Origin of the sequence: Brachybacterium hainanense, from assembly GCF_042434575.1 — a bacterium.
Lineage (GTDB): Bacteria > Actinomycetota > Actinomycetes > Actinomycetales > Dermabacteraceae > Brachybacterium > Brachybacterium hainanense.
Genome location: NZ_JBHLSV010000001.1, coordinates 257,564 through 277,035, shown reverse-complemented (window position 1 = coordinate 277,035; position 19,472 = coordinate 257,564). Strand labels below are relative to the sequence as shown.

Annotated in this window: 13 protein-coding genes; 4 read left to right on the top strand and 9 right to left on the bottom strand. The window is 69.6% G+C overall.

Going from position 1 to position 19,472, the window contains the following annotated elements:
• Positions 1-6: 6 nt before the first annotated feature.
• Positions 7-3,474, bottom strand: coding sequence for a DEAD/DEAH box helicase family protein (locus ACFFF6_RS01280; RefSeq protein WP_376977473.1), 3,468 nt, complete (start codon positions 3,472-3,474; stop codon positions 7-9).
• Positions 3,475-3,581: 107 nt separating this feature from the next.
• Between ACFFF6_RS01280 and ACFFF6_RS01275 the strand changes: the two genes are divergently transcribed.
• A complete protein-coding gene (locus ACFFF6_RS01275; RefSeq protein ID WP_376977471.1) occupies positions 3,582-4,184 on the top strand; it encodes a hypothetical protein in 603 nt (200 codons plus the stop codon).
• Between the two features lie 271 nt (positions 4,185-4,455).
• Here ACFFF6_RS01275 and ACFFF6_RS01270 read toward each other — a convergent pair whose 3' ends face one another.
• The 6 genes from ACFFF6_RS01270 to ACFFF6_RS01245 all read right to left on the bottom strand — a co-directional run bounded on the left by ACFFF6_RS01270 (position 4,456) and on the right by ACFFF6_RS01245 (position 12,844).
• Positions 4,456-5,313, bottom strand: a complete 858-nt coding sequence (locus ACFFF6_RS01270) for a DUF3037 domain-containing protein (RefSeq protein ID WP_376977469.1) — start codon at positions 5,311-5,313, stop codon at positions 4,456-4,458.
• A 3-nt stretch (positions 5,314-5,316) separates the two neighbouring features.
• On the bottom strand, positions 5,317-6,069 hold the full coding sequence (locus tag ACFFF6_RS01265; protein ID WP_376977468.1) for a restriction endonuclease subunit S: 753 nt from the start codon (positions 6,067-6,069) through the stop codon (positions 5,317-5,319).
• Between the two features lie 386 nt (positions 6,070-6,455).
• Entirely contained in the window at positions 6,456-7,928 is a 1,473-nt protein-coding gene (locus ACFFF6_RS01260) for a type I restriction-modification system subunit M (protein ID WP_376977466.1), read from the bottom strand.
• Positions 7,929-8,009: 81 nt separating this feature from the next.
• Positions 8,010-9,704, bottom strand: coding sequence for an ATP-binding protein (locus ACFFF6_RS01255; RefSeq protein ID WP_376977464.1), 1,695 nt, complete (start codon positions 9,702-9,704; stop codon positions 8,010-8,012).
• Positions 9,705-9,947: 243 nt separating this feature from the next.
• Positions 9,948-11,594, bottom strand: a complete 1,647-nt coding sequence (locus tag ACFFF6_RS01250) for an alpha-N-arabinofuranosidase (RefSeq protein WP_376977462.1) — start codon at positions 11,592-11,594, stop codon at positions 9,948-9,950.
• Positions 11,595-11,818: 224 nt separating this feature from the next.
• A complete protein-coding gene (locus tag ACFFF6_RS01245; protein WP_376977460.1) occupies positions 11,819-12,844 on the bottom strand; it encodes a LacI family DNA-binding transcriptional regulator in 1,026 nt (341 codons plus the stop codon).
• 135 nt (positions 12,845-12,979) lie between these two features.
• Here ACFFF6_RS01245 and ACFFF6_RS01240 point away from each other — a divergent pair, with 135 nt between their 5' ends.
• Positions 12,980-14,407, top strand: coding sequence for a hypothetical protein (locus ACFFF6_RS01240; protein WP_376977458.1), 1,428 nt, complete (start codon positions 12,980-12,982; stop codon positions 14,405-14,407).
• Between the two features lie 103 nt (positions 14,408-14,510).
• Here ACFFF6_RS01240 and ACFFF6_RS01235 read toward each other — a convergent pair whose 3' ends face one another.
• Positions 14,511-15,467 (bottom strand): acetylxylan esterase, encoded by a 957-nt coding sequence (locus tag ACFFF6_RS01235; protein ID WP_376977457.1) that lies wholly within the window; start codon positions 15,465-15,467, stop codon positions 14,511-14,513.
• Between the two features lie 190 nt (positions 15,468-15,657).
• Here ACFFF6_RS01235 and ACFFF6_RS01230 point away from each other — a divergent pair, with 190 nt between their 5' ends.
• Together ACFFF6_RS01230 and ACFFF6_RS01225 are read left to right on the top strand one after the other, a co-directional pair.
• A complete protein-coding gene (locus ACFFF6_RS01230; protein ID WP_376977455.1) occupies positions 15,658-16,587 on the top strand; it encodes a VOC family protein in 930 nt (309 codons plus the stop codon).
• Positions 16,588-16,899: 312 nt separating this feature from the next.
• Positions 16,900-18,849, top strand: coding sequence for a hypothetical protein (locus ACFFF6_RS01225; protein ID WP_376977453.1), 1,950 nt, complete (start codon positions 16,900-16,902; stop codon positions 18,847-18,849).
• Between the two features lie 49 nt (positions 18,850-18,898).
• On the opposite strand, the gene ACFFF6_RS01220 is transcribed toward ACFFF6_RS01225, so the two are convergent.
• Entirely contained in the window at positions 18,899-19,441 is a 543-nt protein-coding gene (locus ACFFF6_RS01220) for an NUDIX hydrolase (protein ID WP_376977451.1), read from the bottom strand.
• Positions 19,442-19,472 lie beyond the last annotated feature (31 nt).

Sequence of the window (19,472 nt, the reverse complement as noted above, 5' to 3'; positions counted from 1 at the left end):
GCGGTCTCAGGCGAGGGCGCGCTCCTCGGCTCGGGGCGATGGGTTCGCGGCCCGCTCGATGTCATGCAGCACCGTCACCACGGCGTCGGCGTCGTCCTCGTTCGGGAACACGTAGTCGATACGGGTCACGGCCCGATCCTCGTACGGCGACTGGAACAGCCGCTCGGGCAACATCTCGCCGCGCCGGGTCAGCTCGTCGATCACCATCGCCAAGAAATCCATCTGCGTCGAGTTCAGCGCGCCGAGGGCGATCTTCTTCGCGAATGCCGCTTCTGTCGCCGAGCGGTCGAGTCCGACGAGGGAGCGCACGAAGATTCCGAGCCCGCGCTCGCCGCTGATCCTCTCGAGCGCCTCCGGCGTTCCTTCCCCCTGTTCGATGAGGATGCGCTCGAGCTCGGCGAGGTCCGTCTCCGTCAGCGGCAGGTTGCGGCGCAGCCGCTGGATCGCGATGTGGTCGTGGTGCTCGCGGATGTAGGCGGTGACCTTCTCGCGGAAGCGGGCCTGATTCACGCCGACGGCCGCGAGGGGGAGATCCGCGGAGCGGGCCTCGCCCAGGTCGTCCTCGAAATCGGTGGTGATGGTGATGCGGCGACGCCGGTCGAGGAACTGCACGAGCATGCGCATGCCGCGGCGCGCCCGCTCGAGCATCGACAGGGTCACCCCGTCCCACCAGTCCTCGCCCGCGACCTCCGCGAGGAGCTCGGCCGCGGCCGCGACCTGGGGGATGGTCTGCTTCTCCAGAAGCTGGGCCGCCACGTCCTGCATGCTCGCCCGGGTGCGCGCCGCCATGTCGTCGTCGGCCTCGAGTTGGGCGAGCTCGCGGCGCAGCACCACGAGGTCGAACTTCTTCGCGTACTCGTCGTCGGTCGCGGCCGATGATGGCAGGGTGCCGAGCGCGGCGGCGAGGTCGTCCGCGGTGACGGCGGACAGCGGTGCCGCCCAGCCTGCGGGGGAGCTGTAGGCGGAGATCTGCTCGCCGTGCTGGCGGGCGAGGAAGGAGCCGGTCGGGATGCCGGCGACGAAGGAGCTCAACCATTCCACGGCATCGGCACGCACATCCCGGTCTTCTGCTGCGAGGTCGATGCCGGCCACGAGCCGTGCCCGTACGGCGAACAGCCGCTGCGACAGCGGCACCTGCACGCTCGCGGCACGATCAGTGGGATCCTCGGCGAAGTATTCGATGTTCCCGCAGAAGTCGAACACCCGGAACGATTCCTTGTCGCGGTCACCGAAGACGCCCGGTGCCAGGCGCGTGCCGCGGCCGATCATCTGCCAGAACTTGGTCTTGGAGAACACCTGCTTGAACAGCACGAGGTTCAGCACCTCGGGCACGTCGATGCCGGTGTCGAGCATGTCCACGCTGATCGCGAGGTGGGGTTCCTTCTGCGGCTGCGAGAAGGCGTCGATGAGATCCTGCGCGTAGGCGGAATGGCTCGTGATCACCTGCGCGAACTCGCCGCCCAGGTGCGGGTACTGCGCATCGAAGCGCTCTTTCAGGAACTGTGCGTGCCGCTGGTTCATCGCGAACACGATGGTCTTGCCGAGCTGGTCGCCGCCGGCGACCTTGAAGCCGTGCTGCATGAGCTCGGCGAGGGCCTTGTCCGCGGTGTCGGCGTTGAACAACGAGCGGAACACGCGGGGAGCCTCGACCTGCGTGGGCATGTCCTCGGGGTCGTGCTCCTCCCCGTCCAGGCCGTCCCAGTCGATCTCCTCCCACTGCTCGCGCTCGTCCTCCGACAGATCGTCGTAGCGGATCCCGCGCCGGTGGAAGCCGTAGTCGTAGACCAGGTTCTCCGGGCCGACGAGGTAGCCGTCGGCGATCGCCTCGTCCAGCGGGTACGAGTCCGTGGGGATCCCGGGCTCCAGTTCGAACAGCCGGTAGGTACTGCGGGCGATGTCGTCGACGGGGGTGGCCGTGAGGCCCAGCAGCAGGCCGTCGAACCAGTCGAACAGGGCGCCGTACTTCTGGTATACGGAGCGGTGGGCCTCGTCGATGACGATGAGGTCGAAGAATCCGGGGCCGAAGCGGCGGGCGTCCTCGTCACGGGCGGCGTCGACGAGGTTCATCATCGTCGGGTAGGTGGACAGGTAGACGCGCGCCTCTGTCGCCTTGTCCGCGGTGAGGTTCACGCTCGCGACATCGGGCAGCAGGCTCGAGAACGCCTTCTGCGCCTGGGTCACGAGCGCCGAGCGATCGGCGAGGAAGAGCACGCGTTTGGCCCAGCCGCGCTCCATCAGGAGCTTGACCAGGGCGATGGTCGTGCGGGTCTTGCCGGTGCCGGTGGCCATGACCAGCAGGGCGCGGCGCTGCAGGGCGTCGAAGTGCTCGCCGACCTTCGCGATCGCGCTCAGCTGATAGGGACGTCCGGCGATCGCCGGATCGGCTGCGGCACCGGTGAGCGGCTGATGCAGAGCGCGGCGGCGGATCATCTGCTCGAGCTCGCCGCGGGTGAAGAAACCGGCCACCTCCCGTGCCGGGTACCCGGCCGCGTCGTCCCAGATCTCGTGCCGGTGCCCGTTGCTGAGGAAGATCACGGGGCGCTGCCCGAACCGTTCCTCCAGCGCGTCCGCGTAGAGCTTCGCCTGGGGTGCGCCGACGGTGGGGTCGATGCTGGTGCGCTTGGCCTCGACGATCCCGAGGGGACGGCCGTCCTCGCCCCACAGCACATAGTCGACGCGGCCCGAGCCGGTGTCGTGCCTGCCCGGGATGATCGGCAGTCCGTCCACGGGGAACTCGCGATCCTCGGCGGCATCCAGCGACCAGCCGGCATCGTGCAGGAGCGCGTCGACGAGCGCGGTGCGCGTCTCGTCCTCGCGGTAGTCGTGGGTGTCGGCGGCGGTGTCAGCGGCCTGTGCGGCGGCGATCTGGGAGCGCAGCCGTTCGAGCTCCGCCGCCTGCTCGGCGAGCTGGGCTTCGCGCTGTGCGAGCCTCTCATCGCTCGCGGCGATGCGCGCGTCCCGCTCCGCGATCGCGCGATGGGCGGCGTCCTTCTGCTCCGCGAAGCGCTGGGCGAGCTTCTTCAGCTCCGCGGGGCCCAGAGGGGCCCGTTTCTGGGCGATGGAGACGTCGAAGGCCGCGCCCAGCGGCGCGGCCTCGGGGAACGTCGAATGGTGCTTGACGGTCCAGACGATCACGTCGAACAGGTCCCGCAGAGTCGCGACACCCTCCTGCGGCGTGAGGCGTCGGTTCCCGTGAGCGGCGTCGTTGCCGCGCCGCCGGAGCAGATTGAGCTGATTGTTGATGCGGGCCGTGCGATTCTTGAACGCCGGATCGTTCATGCGGGCGTTGAGATCGGACCGGTATCCCTCGGGCAGTCCGAACACGTCGACGAAGAGGTACTCGACGACCTTCTCGACTCCGATGCGCGCCGTGAACGCGGCGGCGTTCGCATCGGAGATCGCGTAGGACTCCGCCCGCTGGCACGTGTCGTAGAGCTCGGGCCACTGCGCCCGGATGAACCCGAAGTTGCTCACTCGCGTCTCCCCTGTCGTTCCGCGGGGCCAGTGTATCGGCGGGAGCGGACGGGCGTGGCTGCGTCGATGTTTCCTGAGGTGTCGGATCGCTCGGGTACCGTGAGAAGGTGGACGAAGCATCGGAGCCCGGGGGTATGCGCGCCTTTCTCGACGAGTCGAGCTGTGTGCTGGGCGCCGAACGTCAGCTGTATCTCGTCGGGGCGGCGATCCTGGAAGCGGGCACGTGCGATGACGTGCGCGAGGAGCTGCGTCCGCTGCTGCTGCCGGGGCAGGTCAAACTTCATTGGACGGACGAGAGCACGCGCCGCCGCCAGCGGATCGTCGACGCGATCGTGAGCCTCGAGCCGATCAACGTCATCGTGTCGCACGTGTCCGAGCGGCAGCACAAGACGGAGCGCTTCCGCAGGAAGTGTCTGGAGCAGATGTACTACGAGTTCGTGTCGATGGAGCTGCATGACGTCACGCTTGAGAGCCGCAGCCCGACGCAGGACGGGAAAGACCTGGCGCACATCATCGCCTTGAGGTCTCGGGGTCTCGACGAACGGATCCGGCTCTCTCACCGACGAGGCGGGGACGAGCCGTTGCTCTGGATCGCGGATGCCGTGCTGGGGGCGGTGAACTCGGCCCGGCTCGGTGACCCAGCTCATCTCGACGCGCTGCGGGGGTCCATCCTCCTGCAGGAGCGGACCCCTGAGTCCCTGGGGGAGTAGGGCGTATGCTGCCCCGGGCAAGCGAAAAGCCCTGGGTCCAGTCGTCCGGCTGGGGTCCCAAGGCCTTCTTCCCTACCCGTCGCAACGGGGGGCCTCGTCAGGTTACTGGGTTGCGTCCACGCAATCAAGAGCAGCCTGGTCCAGGCCTGGCCCTAGCCTGGTCTCGATGCGGTCCGACCAGAGGCGCATCGTTCTGCAGGGAGGATCCGGGCCATGGGTCGGTGCGCACGCAAGGGTCGTGGTGAACCTTAGATGGTCGGGGGCGATCCGGTCACACGGGGATGAGCACGCGTTCCATCGCCTCCGCGCTGCGTTCGAGCTGGGCGGTGGGTTGCACGTCGACGCCGAGCACCTCCCACGACTCCTGCGCCGCCTCCCATGCTTCCTTCTGCTGATCAGTCTTCGGAAGATCCTGGACGACCAGCAGCGGCGTCTCCGGAGCAATGCTCATGACGTCGTCGTTCCCCCGGCCGAGGATGGCACCGGCCTCGCGGACGCGGCTGACGAGCCAGTTCCACGACTGGAACTGCTGCTGGAGGTCATCCATCGACTGGACCGTGAAGGACCACGCCTGCGCCAGCTGCATCGCGCCATCGGTGCCGAGCGCGAAGTCGAAGCTCCCGGTGGCGGAGCTGGCGCGCGCGGAGACCTTCTTGCGCATCGGGACGCCGGCCTGCTCGAAGCGACGATGGAACGCATCGTCCATGAGCTTCGTGATCCTCTGGCGTCCGACGGAGCGTTGCCGCGGCGGTGGCTCCTCCACCATGAGCGGATAGATCAGGTCCATCGCGGCCTCGGCCGATGCCGCCACCACGGTCCGGGCCTCGGAGAGCTGGACGCTGTTCTCCTGGTGCACGCGCAGGCGCTCGATGAAAGCCGTGCTGACCGGCTCGACGGTGCGCGGCAGCTCGTTCGGGAGCAGCGCACTCTCGACGCGGCGCGCGAGGGCGCGGACGTAGGCGAGGGCGCGTCCCGACTCTCCGCCGAGGTGGTTCGCGCGGGTCGCGCTCTCCACATGGCGGATCGCCCAGTCCTGGTCATCGACGCTGCCGACGATGATGCCGATGTTCACCCGCTCGTCGCGAACAGGGTCGGGGACGTAGCGGATCGTCCAGTAGCGGTGCTCCATCGCTCAGAGCTCCCCGCGGAACGCCCTGTACTGGAGTGCGGCGAACAGTTCGTCGTCGGCCTGGAGAGCACGGGCGACACGGTCGTGCTCGGCACGGACGACGGCAATCTTCTCGGCGAACTCCTGCTGGTCCCTGAATGGGATGCGTGGCACAGGTAGCACTCCAAGTATCGAAGAATCCAGCTTGGTCGTGCCATGCGCAGCCGCCGATACTTGCCCGAGAAGCCACGACTCGCGTGCGCGAACAGCTTCCGCAAGGAAGTCCGTATCGATGTCGACACGTGGAATTAGGGCTTTCAGGTCCTGGTTGATCAGGCCTGAAACGCGGAGAACTGACACGGGTACCGTGTGCGCCAGGATCATCCCTCGGACAACAAGGACGATCGTGTTCTGCGGCAGAGTTCGCAGTCGTGTTTCGGTAGGAACCCGCTCGGACACGTGGTCGACAGAGTCTATGAGGTTTGCGCTCTTGAGGTCCTTGGCACTAAACCATGGGAGACTCCCCTCCCAGTAGTCTGACTTCGATTTCGACGGGGTTCCTCCGCTGTAGAAATTGCAGAAGTCCGACAATGTCGCCCAATAGTCCGAGGGCAGGCCGAACGTTTCGTGGAACAGCGCCTGCGGGAGTTCGTCGAGGTGGGCGAGCTGGGCACGGCGCTTCGCGCGGATCGCGTCGACCTCGTCGAGGATCGATGCGATGCGGCGTTGCTCTTCGATCGAAGGTATGTGAAGCGGTAGTGCCAAGAAGTCAGACATCGGTAGTGAACGGCGGCGTGCAGTGCTCCCTCGGAGTTTCTGTCGGTAGTATGAAAGGGATTGAGGGCTCCGGAGTGCCCGCTTGAGGTAGTCGCAGTCTAAGTTGGAAGGGTCGATGACATCCCATACTCCATACGCGGGGCTCACGATGGCCTTACTGTATAGCGTCTGAAAATCTAGCACACCTTCGTCGATGGGGAAGCTGACGACAAGTTGCCCATGCTGCGCGACTTTGTAAGTCGATAGGTCGGTGCTGGCAATACGTTTGTTGAATCGGCTGGACTGGTCAACTAGCCCTTCATGCATCGTCATCGAAAGGAGTGGGTACCGGTCTTCTCCGGCCCTCTGGGGCTTAGCGGGCCGTACGAGTGTTCCAAGTGTCGTCCTCACCTCAGCACCTCCCGCAGCCGCGCCACGCCATCCGCGATCTCGTCGTTCAGCCGTTCGACATCCGCGAGGATGTCCGCCACGGGGCGGTGCTCGACCTCCTCGTGGACGACCTCCTTGTAGCGGTTGATCGAGAGGTCGTAGCCCTCGGCGACGATGTCCGCCTTCGGCACCAGGAAGCTCTTGTCGGTGCGGGCGCGGTCGCGTTCGGCATCGAGGTTCTGCCAGCGGGACAGTACGTCGGGCAGGTCGTCGTCGGTGATGGGGGAGCGCTTGTCGTCGAGGGAGAAGCCGTCGGCCGCGACGTCGTAGAACCAGACGTCGTCGGTGCCGCCGGCGCCTGTCTTCGTGAAGAACAGGATCGCGGTGGACACACCGGCGTAGGGCTTGAAGACGCCGGAGGGCAGCTTCACCACGGCGTCGAGCTTGTGGTCCTCCACCAGCATGCGGCGCAGCTCCTTGTGCGCCTTGGTGGAGCCGAACAGCACCCCATCGGGAACGATCACCGCGGCGCGACCGCCCGCCTTGAGCAGGCGCAGGAACAGGGCCAGGAACAGCAGCTCCGTCTTCTTCGTCTTCACGACGCGCTGCAGATCCTTGCTGGTGGACTCGTAATCCAGTGACCCGGCGAACGGCGGGTTCGCGAGGATCATCGAGTACAGCTCCGCCTCGCCCGCCGCTCCCTCCGACAGGGAATCGCGGTAGCGGATGTCCGGCGCGTTCACGCCATGCATGAGCATGTTCATACTGCCGATGCGCAGCATCGTCGAGTCGAAGTCGAAGCCGTGGAACATCGAATGATGGAAGTGGCGGGCCTGGTCCCGGTCCACCAGGACATCGGGGTGATGCTCCCGCACGTACTCGCTCGCGGCCATCAGGAAGCCGGCCGTGCCGCAGGCCGGGTCGCAGATCTCGTCACCGGGCTTCGGCGCCATCATCTGCACCATCAGTCGGATGATGTGCCGCGGCGTGCGGAACTGACCGTTCACCCCGGCGGAAGCGATCTTCGAGAGCAGGTACTCGTACAGATCGCCGTTGGTGTCGCGGTCATCCAGCGGGATCAGATCGAGCATGTCCATGACCTTGCCCAGCAGCGCCGCGCTCGGGATCGTGTAGCGGGCATCGCGCATATGGGCGCCGTAGGTCGTCGTCTCGCCGGCGATGTCATCGCCCAGCGACCGCAGGAACGGGAAGACCTGCTCGCCCATCGTCCGATGCACGTACGCGGTGTCTCCCGACGCCAGCAGGTGCGACCAGCGCAGATGCTCCTTGCCGGAAGGGAACGGCATCGGCCTGCTGGTCGAGCCGAGCCTGCGCAGCTCCCGCTCCGCGGCCTTCTGCTGATCGTCGAGACGCCGCAGGAACAGCAGGTAGGTGACCTGCTCGATCACCTCGAGTGGGTTCGAGATCCCTCCTGACCAGAAGGCGTCCCAGACGCGGTCGATGCGGCTCTTCAGTTCTCCCGTGATCACGTCGTCGAGTGTAGGCGTGGGCCCCGACAACCGGGCTCCGTCCGCCGCGATCGGCGATGTGAGGTTCTCGCCTCCGGGGTGTCAGTCCTTGCGGACCACATACTTGCGATGCCGGCTCTGGGGCGGGGCGGTGGCCTGCACCCAGCCGTCATCGACGAGCTTCCGCATCCGGGCTCGTGCCGTGCCGAGCGTCAGCCCGCTCCAGGCGGCTATCTCGTGGATGCTCTGCGGATCGGTGCCGGTCAGACCACGGATGATCGCGGCGTCCTCATCGTTCGGCAGCGGTGCTCCGTCCGCGAGGGCGTAGGAGTCCTTGCCTCTGCCGCGCAGGACGCCCTCATCACGGAGCGAGGAGAGGATCGCTCGGGCCTCGTCCGAGTCGATGCGCAGAGCCGTCCGGAGAGCCTTGGCCGATACGCTGCCGTCCCGACGCGCGATCAGCAGTGCGGCATCCTCATGTGCGCTGAGCTCCCGGTCGGTGAGCTCGCGGAGCCAGGCGCGGTGTTCCGGCACCTCTGCTCCATGGCGCAGGAGCGTGACCCGGACCTGGTCGTGATCCGCCTGGAATCGCGGCTTCTCGAGCGCGTGGGCCTTCATCTCGTTGTCCATGAGGAGGATTCCGCTGCCCTGGCCCTCGACCGTGAATCCCGCAGCGCCCTCCGGGGCGATGCGCTGCATGAGCGGGAGGAGCCGCTGGTTGCGGCTGCTGGAGACCCCGTTGCGGAGGTTCTCCAGGGTCTTTCCGCCCCAGAGCCCACCCGGGCTCGTGATCTCGACGCGATCGGCGAAGATGTCGACGGTGACGGGGCGCCCTATGAACAAGGGAGCGTACTCGCGATGCAGCACGGCGTTCGCGATCGCCTCGCGGAGGACGACGACCGGGATCTCCGGGATGTCCCTCCTGCCGCTTCCCTCCACGACGGCGTAGGTACGGAGGTTCCTGGTCACGGCGGAGACAGCGTCGTTCACGGCCTCGACCAGATTTCCCGTGCATTCCACCCGATCGAGGAACCGGAGAGGCTCGCCGGGAAGGGACTTCTCGTTCCCCGGATGCACCGTCACGTCGATCAGCAGGCGCGGGAAGAACTGCTGCGGATACAGCCCGGCGGCGAGCAGCCCGGCGAAGCGTACGCCGCCCTCCCGGTCGGTGAGGTGCACGCGGGACAGCTGCTCGTCGCGCGTGTGGGCTCCGCGGAGCGCGCGGGAGTCCTTCATGCGGAGCAGCAGGTCCCTGACCAGCTCGGGGTCCAGGTCTTCGACCCTCGCCTCGTCCACGATCTGCCCATCGACGCTGGAGGGATCGAGCTCATGCCGCAGCTCGTAGACCTCCGTCGCAGAGAGCTGCACATCTTTGTCGTCGACCCTCTTGAATGCTCCGCCGGGAAGGCCACGGGCCGTCAGGAAGCAGGGGCGGCTCCCCGGTGGGTTGGCGCCGATGGTGATGACGAGCACCGGAGCACCGTCGACCTCTTCTCTCCTCATACCGTATTGAGGGGGATTGGTCAGCTTCACTCCGCTCACTCCGCCGTCCCCGATCCCCTCGACGAACTGATCGCGGACGCGGTCGATGGCGAAGCCTTCAGCAGGCGGGGCGAAGCCGGTCGCTTCGGTGAGCCCGAGGAGGATGGTGCCGCCGGCTGTGTTCGCGAACGCGCTGACGCTCTCCCAGACATCGCTGCTCAGCTTCTTGGCGCAGGTCTTCACCTCGACCCGTGCATCGTCCGTCGCCTGACGGCGGATGCGCGCGATCATCTCCTCGAACGTCTGGTCCCTCACGTCGCCTCACTCTGTCGTCACTGTGACTCACTTCCATCACTGCGACTCACTGTGCGTCACTCTGTCGTCACTGCGACTCACTTCGTCTCAGTGTATGTCACTTGTGGTGAGTGTGGCGCAGTGATTCGCAGTGATCAGAACTGACCCGCAGTGACCCACAGCGATGCATGGGTGACCGAGTGACCGTGACACGACACGGGCCCGGCCGGGGACATCCCCGGCCGGGCCCATCGGCCGTCTGTCTCAGCCCAGCTCGAGGCTGATCGTGGCGTAGGAGGCGGCGGGCAGGTCGACCTCGAGGCCGCGCGCATGCGGGCGGATCGCGGTGAGCTCGCGCGGGGCGACGGCGTCCGGCTGCTCGGGCGTGTTGTGCGCGCTCGTGGACTCCGCGGCCAGCACCGTCCCGGAGAAGCCGGCGACCTCGGCGCCGCGCAGGTCCAGGACCACGGTGCGGGCCTCGGTCGCGTGGAGGTTCGACAGCGACACGAGCGCCGCGCCGTCCTTCGTCGAGGCGCTCGCGGAGACCAGCGGCAGGGCGCAGCCGTCGACGGTCGGCGCCTCCTCCGGCAGGGCCACGTGCACCGGCAGGGCGGCCGCGTCGTGGTGGCCGGCGTTCATCGCGAACACGTGGTAGGTCGGGGTCAGCACGAGCGCCCCCGACTCCGGGTCGGTGAGGATCATGGCCTGCAGCACGTTCACGGTCTGGGCGATGTTCGCCATGAGCAGGCGGCCCGCATGGCGATGGAAAGCGTCGAAGTGGATGCTCGCCACGAGCGCGTCGCGCAGCGTGTTCTGCTGGTACAGGAAGCCGGGGTTGGTGCCGGGCTCGACGTTCCACCAGGTGCCCCACTCGTCCAGGACCAGGCCCACCTTGCGGTACGGGTCATAGCGGTCCATGACGGTCGAGTGCCGGGCCAGGAGCTCGTCGATATGGGAGGCGCGCGAGAGGGCCGTGTACCACTCGTCCTCGCTGAACTCGGTGGCCGAGCCCTTGTCCTCCCACGGCCCGGTCATCGTGTAGTAGTGCAGGGAGATCGCCTGGAAGGGGCCCGGGTTCCCGTCCGGCCCCTGGTCCAGCTGGGTGCCGAAGGTGCGCATGAGCACGTCGGTCCAGTGCAGGTTGCCGTCGTGCGAGCCGGCGGCGATACGGGTGACCTTGTTCCCGGCGTGGTCGCGCACGAAGGTCGAGTACTGGCGGGCCACGTCGACGTACGCCTCCGCGGTCATGTTGCCGCCGCAGCCCCAGGTCTCGTTGCCGATGCCGAAGAAGGGGATCCTCCACGGCTCGTCGCGGCCGTTGGCGCGGCGCAGCGCGGCCATCGGCGAGTCGTCTGCGCGGGTCAGGTACTCGATCCACTCCGACATCTCCTGCACGGTGCCGGAGCCGACGTTGCCGTTCACGTACGCCTCGGTGCCCAGCAGCTCGACGAGGTCCATGAACTCGTGGGTGCCGAAGGAGTTGTCTTCCACGACGTCGCCCCAATGCGAGTTCACCATGCGGGGGCGCTGCTCGCGCGGGCCGATGCCGTCCTTCCAGTGATACTCGTCGGCGAAGCAGCCGCCCGGCCAGCGCAGGTTCGGGATGTGCAGGGCGCGCAGGGCGTCGACGACATCGTCGCGGATGCCGCGGGTGTTCGGGATCTCCGAGTCCTCGCCGACGAAGAAGCCGCCGTAGATGCAGCGCCCCAGGTGCTCGGCGAAGTGGCCGTACACGTGGCGGCTGATCGTGTCGCCCGCCTGGTCGAGGTCGACGGTCACGTGGGCGGGGCCGGCGGGCTGCGCGGGAACGGCGGCGGGAGCCGGGGCCGATGCGTCGGCGGCCTGCGCGGCAGGGGAGGACAGGACCGAGGTGAGGGCGGTCGAGAGGGACCGGCGACGGTTCGCGGTCATGGGGCGTCTCCTTCGGGAGCGGTCGGGAGGGGGACGGGAACCGGACCGGGCACAGCCGGGCCACGGATTCCGTCACGATGCACCCGTCAAGGATGTATCGATACACGGCCAGGGTCAAGGTCGCGGCGAGAACTCCTGCGAATCCGTCGGCTCGCCGTCGCGTCGAACCGACGTCGACCGGCCTGGCCTGCGGCGGGACGCCGTACCGCTCGCCTGCTGCCCGTTCAGCGTCGTGTCGACTCGCGCGCGACCAGCCGGTGCGGGGCCGTCAGCTCGAGGCCCCCCAGCTCCGCGGGGTCATCGGCGTCCATCCGCTCGCGCAGCAGCTCCACCGCGCGACGCGCGATCCACGCATGGTCCGGGCAGATCGTGGACAGGGACGGGATCGAGAACTCGCCTTCCGGGATGCCGTCGAAACCGATCGCGAGCGCATCGGACGGCACGCCCAGCCCGGCGTCGGCGAGTCCCCGCAGCACCCCCAGCAGCACCCCGTCCGTGATGCCGAGATAGGCATCGGGCCGCTCGCCCCGGGCGACCGAGGCGCGCGCCGCCTCCCGTCCCGCCTGCGCGGTGAGCTCCGCGACCTCGATCAGCATCGGGGAGCCGGCGCCCCGGCCCCAGGCCGTCAGCGCATCCCGGTATCCGTCCGCCCGCCGGGTCAGCACGTCCTCCTCTGCGGAGGGGGCGCCGCTGACCAGGGCGATCGATCGCGCCCCTCGTTCCAGCAGATGCGTCGTCGCCTCGAAGGCCCCGGCGTGGTTCGGCAACGAGATGTGCGCCGTGCCCCGCGGCGCCGGACGCTCGCCCAGCACCACCAGCGGGAAGTCCCGCGGCAGCCGCGGCGCGTCCTCCGGTCCCAGCGCGAGCGGAGTGATGATCATGCCGTCGTACTCGAGCGCCCGCGCCCTCTCGACCGCCGCCACCTCCGCCTCCAACCCCGGTTCCGGAGACTCGATCACGAGGGTCAGGCCGTGCGTCCTCGCCTCCTGGGCGATGAGCCCGCCCAGCATGCCGTAGTAGGAGAACGGCGAGGTCGCGCCCGGTGCGAGCAGGCCGATCACCCCGCTGCGGCCCGAGCGCAGCGTCCGCGCCGTCCGGTTCAGCCGGTACCCCGTCTGCGCGACCGCGGCCTCGACGCGATCCCGCAGCTCGGGGGCGACGCTCTCCTTGCCGCGCAGGACGTTCGAGACCGTCATCGGGGAGACCCCGGCCAGTCGCGCGACGGCCGCCATCGTGACCCGCTGTGCCATCGGCCTGCTCCTCCCGTCCGCCCTGCGGCGGTCCCGGGCAGGGTATCGCGGCGGGGCATGGCGTTCGGCGCCGACGTCGCAGCCACGATGCGGCGCATGCTGGGAACCGCTTTCCATCCGTGGCAGGCTAGGGGCATGAGCACATCGCAGGGAGGCGACCCCTTCTCCGTCGCCGACGCGCAGATCCACTCCGTCACCGACAACGGCGCCTGGTGCTGGTTCCAGGACGAGCGCGCGATCATCGACACCGCCGGGAACCGGGCTCTGATCGGAGCGGTCGCCTCCCGCGGCGGGAAGGACGGGGACCGGCGCGGCGGGGATATCGACCTGCACGTCGTCGACCTCGGATCCGGTGCGGCGCAGACCGTCGTCCTCCACGCAGGCCTCGAGTCCGATGACCACGACGACCCGGCGCTGTGGCTGCGCAGCGACGGCCGCTTCCTCGCCGTCTACTCCCGGCACAAGACCGACGAGCTGACCCGCTGGCGCATCAGCGAGCCCGGCGACCCGACCACCTGGGGACCCGAGCAGTCCTTCGACTGGGTGGGCGACCTCTTCGGGTCCCGCGAGGCGGCCGAGGCCGCCGGCGGCGGGCGCGGCGTCACCTACCAGAACCTGCATCAGCTGGACGGCGTCCTGTACTGCTTCGTCCGCGCGATCAACGACGACCCCTGCTACCTGGTCTCCCGGGACGAGGGCTCCACCTGGCAGTTCGGCGGGCGACTGCTGCACCGCGAGAAGATCGGCTACGTCAACGGCTACGCCCGCTACGCCTCCGGCGCCCGCTTCGGCGGCTTCGGCCAGGGCCCTGACGACCGCATCGACGTGATCATCACCGAGCATCATCCGCGCGACTTCGCGAACTCGATCTGGCACGGCTACCTCGCCGGTGGGTCGCTGCATCGGGCCGATGGCACGGTCGTCTCGGCGCTCGGCCGCGGGCTCGAGGACCCGACCCCGCGCGCCGAGGACCTCACCCGCGTCTTCGCGAGCGGCTCGACCTGGGGCGGCAGTGTCATGACGCATGCCTGGACCACGGATCTGCGCCGCTTCCCCGACGGCACCCTGGTCGCCATCCTCACCGCCCGTGCCGACGATGCGGTCGGCACCGGGACGGCCCGCCCGGCCTGGGACGCGCCCGCCGACGAGTTCGAGCCGATCGCGCACCGCTTCTTCCGCGGCGTCCTGCGCCCAGGAGAGGACAAGTGGGAGGTGCGCGAGCTCGCCGACGCCGGTCCCCAGCTCATGCCGCATGAGGAGGACTACACGGGCCTGGCATCGATCGATCCCGATGACCCGGACGCGCTGTGGCTGTCCGCGGTCACGGACCCGCGGGATGGCCGGGCGCTGGACCGGCACGAGATCTTCCACGGCCGCACGGCCGACGGCGGCGAGAGCTGGACCTGGACGCCGGTCACCGAGCGCTCCGAGGTCGACAACTTCCGGCCCATCGCGATCCCGGGCGATCCGTCCCGGCAGATCCTCACCTGGTACCGCGGCGGGATGAAGGCCTCGCAGGACTACGACGCCGAGGTGCTCCTGCGCGTCGCCGGCCGCGGCTGAGCCGGTCGTCCGCTCTCCTGTCGCGGGGAGGCGGACCAGACGGGAACGGGATGCCGTCTCCGCGGCAGCGCGCACCGCAGGCCCGGAGCTGACAGGAGCCGCGTCAGGCGGAGGGGGCGAGCGCGGCGGCGAAGAGGCGAAGGGAATCCGCGGCTACGAACCGGTGGCCCTCGTCGGTGACCACGAGCCGCGGGCCCGGCCCGCCCGGCTCGTGCCAGGCGGAGAGGAGCCGTGCGAACTCCGCCCGTGTCGCGGAGATCGGGAAGATCGGATCCTTCCGCCCGGCCTCGAGGATCAGCGGGCGGGGTGCGATCAGCCGGCCGATGTCCGCCATCTCGAGCGCGGGCCCGTCCGCGGGATCCAGCAGTCCGGGCACGATGGTGCACGGGCAGTGCGGGAGGGCGAGGACGCTCGCCTCGAAGGTGCAGAAGTACGTCGCGACCAGGGCGGCCGAGATCTCCTCGTCCAGGGCTGCCAGCAGGAGCGCGACCGCCCCGCCGCCGGAGCCGCCTGCGATGGCGACCCGTGCCGGATCCACATCGGGGAGGCGGCGCAGGGCGTCGGCCGCCGCGGCGGCATCGGCTACTCGCCGCCCCAGCAGCGTCGTGCCCGTGAGCAGATGCCGGGGTGCGTCGATGCGACAGGAGCTGTCGCCGGGCGCATACGGCCGGGAGGCCGGCGCCGCGGGGGAGCGGCGTCGGCCGAAGGACTCCATCTCCGGGCACAGCACCGTGAGCCCGGCCGCGACCAGCCGATGCGCGAGAGCCCCGTGGTACCCGTCGGCCGGATCGGTCCTCACCAGGTCGTCGATGCCGCGCCCGTGCCCGGCGATCAGTACGACTCCGGCGCCCGTCGCCACCGCCGGATCCGCGCGCAGCAGGTAGGCGGGGATTCCCCGGCCGTCCGCGGTGAGGATTCTCGTGAGCTGCGGCGGTGCGGTCGCCGAGGAGAGGGCCCCGACAGTCGGAGCGAGCGCGGCCGGCACCGAGGGGACGAAGCGGTCCATGCCCAACAGGGAGCGCAGGCGATCGCGGGACGCGGGGTCGGAGGTCGGAGGCATGGATCGGCTCCTCTGATGCGGGTCGAGGGCATCGGTCACGGGAGGCGGACGAGGACATCATCTCGTGCCGCCTGGTGCGAGAGGCCATCCGGCGGCACCTCCGATATCATAGAAACTTCAACCATATGGGCGTATGCTGGGGCATCAGCGCGGCGCTCCCGATGCGCCGCCGTTACCGGAAGGAGCGCCCATGGCCCTCGAGAGCAGGGATCCCATCCTCGACGGGCGCGTCCTCTCCACGAGCACCGGCATGGACGCCGTCACCCTGCGCGTGGGCGATCTCGAGATTATGACGGACTACTACACGCGCGCCCTCGCCCTCGAGCCCGTCGAGGAGCGCTCCCGCGGCGCCGAGGTGCACCGGGTGCTGGGCCGCGGCGCCGTCCCCTTCGTGCGCCTCGTCTCGACCCCGGGCCTTCCCGGCGTCGACCCCCGTCAGGCCGGCCTGTTCCACACCGCCTTCCTCGTCGAGGACCGTGCCGCGCTCGCCGGCACCCTGGTGCGCGCCGCCCGGCATGAGCGCTCCCGATTCGTCGGCAGCGCGGACCACCTCGTCTCCGAGGCCTTCTACTTCACCGACCCCGAGGGCAACGGCATCGAGCTGTACCGCGACCGGCCCCGAGAGGACTGGACCTGGAAGGACGGCCAGGTCCAGATGGACACCCTGCATCTGGATCCGCAGGCGTTCATCGACGAGCACCTCACCGAGGAGGCCCTCGAACGTCCCGGCGACCTCGCCGGCATCGTCGGCCACGTCCACCTGCAGGTCGGGGACGTGCAGCGGGCGCGGGAGTTCTACCTCGACGCGCTCGGCTTCGAGGCCACCGCGGGAATCCATCCCCGTGCGCTCTTCGCCTCCGCGGGCGGCTACCACCATCACATCGCCATGAACACGTGGAACAGCGCCGGCGCCGGACCTCGCGCCGCCTCCCTGGGGCTCGCCGACGTCGCGATCACCGTCCCGGGCCGGGAGGACCTCGACGCCCTCGCCGCCCGCCTGCGCGGACGCGGCCTCGCCTTCGCCGACTCCGGTCGGTCCCTGGTCGCCCACGACCCCTGGGGGACGCAGGTGACCGTGTCCCTCCCGGGCATCACCGCCGAGGACCTGCTCGCTCGCTGAACGAGAGGCGCATCCGCTCCGGTGCGGGCGCCCGGCTCCGGATGACGACCGCCGATCGTGGGTTCCCGTTCCACCTCTCAGGGCAGAACGGAACGGGAACCCACGATCGACCTGGAGAACGGCGAGGAAGCGGCGGCCCGACCGGCTGGACCCACCTCGCCCCCGTGCGAACCGCAGCACAACGCTCCGCGGCCGCCCCGCTCCGCGGAGACGACCTGTCCCGGACGCCCGACCCGGCAGCGCCGCCGTTCACGTGCTGGACGATGCGCTCCCCGCTTGTCCCGGCCGACGCAGGCTGGCACGATCCTCCGCATGACTTCCGACGGAGCAGTCCAGGACGCATCGGTGCAGATCATCTTCCCCGACGACCCTCACGAGATGTCCTGGCTCCGCCCGGACCATCCCTACGCGCAGGTCCGCCTCCCCGCCCCCGTGCACGCCGAGTCCCGGCCCCCGCTGCTGCACGCGGAGGTCATGACCCAGCAGGTCGGCGACGAGACCCGCACCCGCTGCACGATCGCCAACCCCACCGACCGGCCCGTCATGGTGCCCACCGGCGAGCTCGCGATCACCCTGCCGCTGCGGGACCTGTACGACGACCCGGCCCTGTGCCTGACCAGCCGCTGCCACGTCCACCTCTCCACCGCCGGGACCTCGAGCTACGTCCTCGCCCGCCGGATGGGCGGCGACGGCCCGCACCTCGGGCTCGTCCTGACCGAGGGGGAGCTCGCCGCCTACAGCATCGAGCGCGACACCGCGCGCTCCAGCAACGACCGCGGCCTGTTCCTGCTGCACCCGGGACCGCTCGAGCTCGCCCCCGGTCAGGCCGTCCACATCGGCTGGAGCATCTTCCCCTGCGGCGGACCCGAGGACTTCTTCTCCCAGGCCCTGGACCGGGCCCCTTTCGTGCATACCCGGTGGGACCGGCACGTGCTCTTCCCGGGGGAGGAGGCCCACCTCGAGGTCGAGACCTCCGCCCCCGGGAGCATCAGCATCGAGGGCGCGCGGATCCTCGGCGAGGCGGAGCCGCTCTCGCCGGGACGCCGCCGGATCCGCGCGGTCCTGGCGGCCGATGCCCCCGGCGAGCGCACGGTCACCGTCCGCGTCGGTGCGCACACCGCCCGCACCCGGCTGCTGGTGAAGGAGCCGCTGGCCGTCCTGCTCGAGCGCCGCACCGCCTTCCTCGTCGAGCACCAGCAGTACGACGGTCCGTGGGAGCCGCTGCGCGGGGCGCTGCTCGCCTACGACACCGAGGACCGGCGGATCTTCTATGACCGGGCAGGCGACTTCAACGGCGGCCGGGAGCGCGTGGGCATGGGGATCCTGCTGGCCGAGCAGCTGCGCGCTCTCCGCGACGGGATCGTGGAGGTGCGGGACGCGGATCTGCCCCGACGCCTGCGCGGTGCGCTCGACCGGTATGCCGCCTACGTGCGCCGCGAGCTCGTCGACGTCGTGCAGGGGCACGTCTTCGACGACGCCGGACAGGACCGACCGGGCACCCGGCTGTACAACGCGCCGTGGTTCGCGCGCTTCTTCCTCTCGCTGTGGGAGCTGGACCACGACGCGGCCGATGTCGAGCTCGCCGCCCGCATCATCGAACGCTTCTACGCCGACGGCGGAGGCGAGTTCTATCCGATCCAGCTTCCCGTCCTCGAGCTGGTCGCCGCCCTCGACGCGGCCGGACTTCCGCAGGACCGGGACCGGCTGCGGAATCTCTTCCTCGCCCACGCGCGGCGGCTCGCCGAGCGCGGCACCGGGTACCCGGCGATCGAGGTCGTCTTCGAGCAGTCGATCGTCGCGCCCGCCGCGGACATCCTGCTGCAGGCGCATCTGCTGAGCGGCGATCCGATCCTGCTCGCGGCGGCACGCGCGCACCTGCACGTCCTGGACCAGTTCCAGGGCGTCCAGAGCGACCATCACCTCCACGAGGTCGCGATCCGTCACTGGGACGGGTACTGGTTCGGCAAGCGCAAGCTCTACGGCGACACGCTCCCGCACTACTGGAGCGGGCTGACCGGCAACGTCCTCGCGCTCGCGGTGCGCGCCGACGGGGACGAGGCCCTCGAGCGGCGGGCCGACGCAGCGCTGCGTGCCGTGCTCCCGCTCATCCACGACGACGGCACGGCGACCGCCGCGCACCTGTTCCCGATGTTCTGCAACGGGGAACGAGCCGCCCTGGACGATCCGCTCGCCAACGACCAGGACTGGGCCCTCGTCTTCGCGCTGCGGCGGCTGCGCGAGAGGCCCGGCTTCGGCGGGTAGGGGTTCGGCGAGGTGGGGACCGATGCGGATGGCCGGGCTCGGCCGCGGCCTACAGCGCCCGCAGCCGCTCCCCGACGATCCCTGTGAGGTCGGCGAGCGGCGTCCACACCGGGTCGGAGACCTCCGCCTCCTGGGGGATGAGGTGGAGCGGGCCGCGTGCCCGGAAACCGAACCGCAGGTCGACGTGGACGTGCGCGGGCTCGTCCCGGTCGGGACGTTCCGGGATGTCATGGGCGTCGATGTGGAGGACGCGGAAGGGGCCGGGCAGCGGCTCGACCTGATCGGCGCGGACGTCCGCTTCCTCCGCGAGCTCCCGCAGCGCGGCGGCCTCGAGCGAGGAGTCCTCCGGATCGACGTGACCGCCGGGGAACAGGTACCGCTGATGGACGGTGTGGTGGATCCGCAGGACGGACCCGCCGTCCTCGTGGATCACGACGGCGCTGCAGGTCACGTGACCGGCGAGGTTCCGGCGGTCGGTCACCTCGCCTGTCGTCGCGAGCCCCCGCAGGAGCGGCATGAGGTGGTGATCGGTGCCCCAGGACGTCCGATAGGCCGTGAACTCCTGCGCGACGTGGGACAGGGGGATCGGCATGGCGCGGCTCCTCGCGGCAGGCGGTCCTCCC

Excerpts from the sequence above, each read along its gene's own strand:
- ACFFF6_RS01220 (WP_376977451.1), bottom strand. The coding sequence starts at position 19,441 with ATGCCGATCCCCCTGTCCCACGTCGCGCAGGAGTTCACGGCCTATCGG.
- ACFFF6_RS01240 (WP_376977458.1), top strand. The coding sequence starts at position 12,980 with ATGAGCACATCGCAGGGAGGCGACCCCTTCTCCGTCGCCGACGCGCAG.
- ACFFF6_RS01265 (WP_376977468.1), bottom strand. The coding sequence starts at position 6,069 with ATGTCTGACTTCTTGGCACTACCGCTTCACATACCTTCGATCGAAGAG.
- ACFFF6_RS01225 (WP_376977453.1), top strand. The coding sequence starts at position 16,900 with ATGACTTCCGACGGAGCAGTCCAGGACGCATCGGTGCAGATCATCTTC.
- ACFFF6_RS01245 (WP_376977460.1), bottom strand. The coding sequence starts at position 12,844 with ATGGCACAGCGGGTCACGATGGCGGCCGTCGCGCGACTGGCCGGGGTC.
- ACFFF6_RS01270 (WP_376977469.1), bottom strand. The coding sequence starts at position 5,313 with ATGGAGCACCGCTACTGGACGATCCGCTACGTCCCCGACCCTGTTCGC.
- ACFFF6_RS01250 (WP_376977462.1), bottom strand. The coding sequence starts at position 11,594 with ATGACCGCGAACCGTCGCCGGTCCCTCTCGACCGCCCTCACCTCGGTC.
- ACFFF6_RS01235 (WP_376977457.1), bottom strand. The coding sequence starts at position 15,467 with ATGCCTCCGACCTCCGACCCCGCGTCCCGCGATCGCCTGCGCTCCCTG.
- ACFFF6_RS01230 (WP_376977455.1), top strand. The coding sequence starts at position 15,658 with ATGGCCCTCGAGAGCAGGGATCCCATCCTCGACGGGCGCGTCCTCTCC.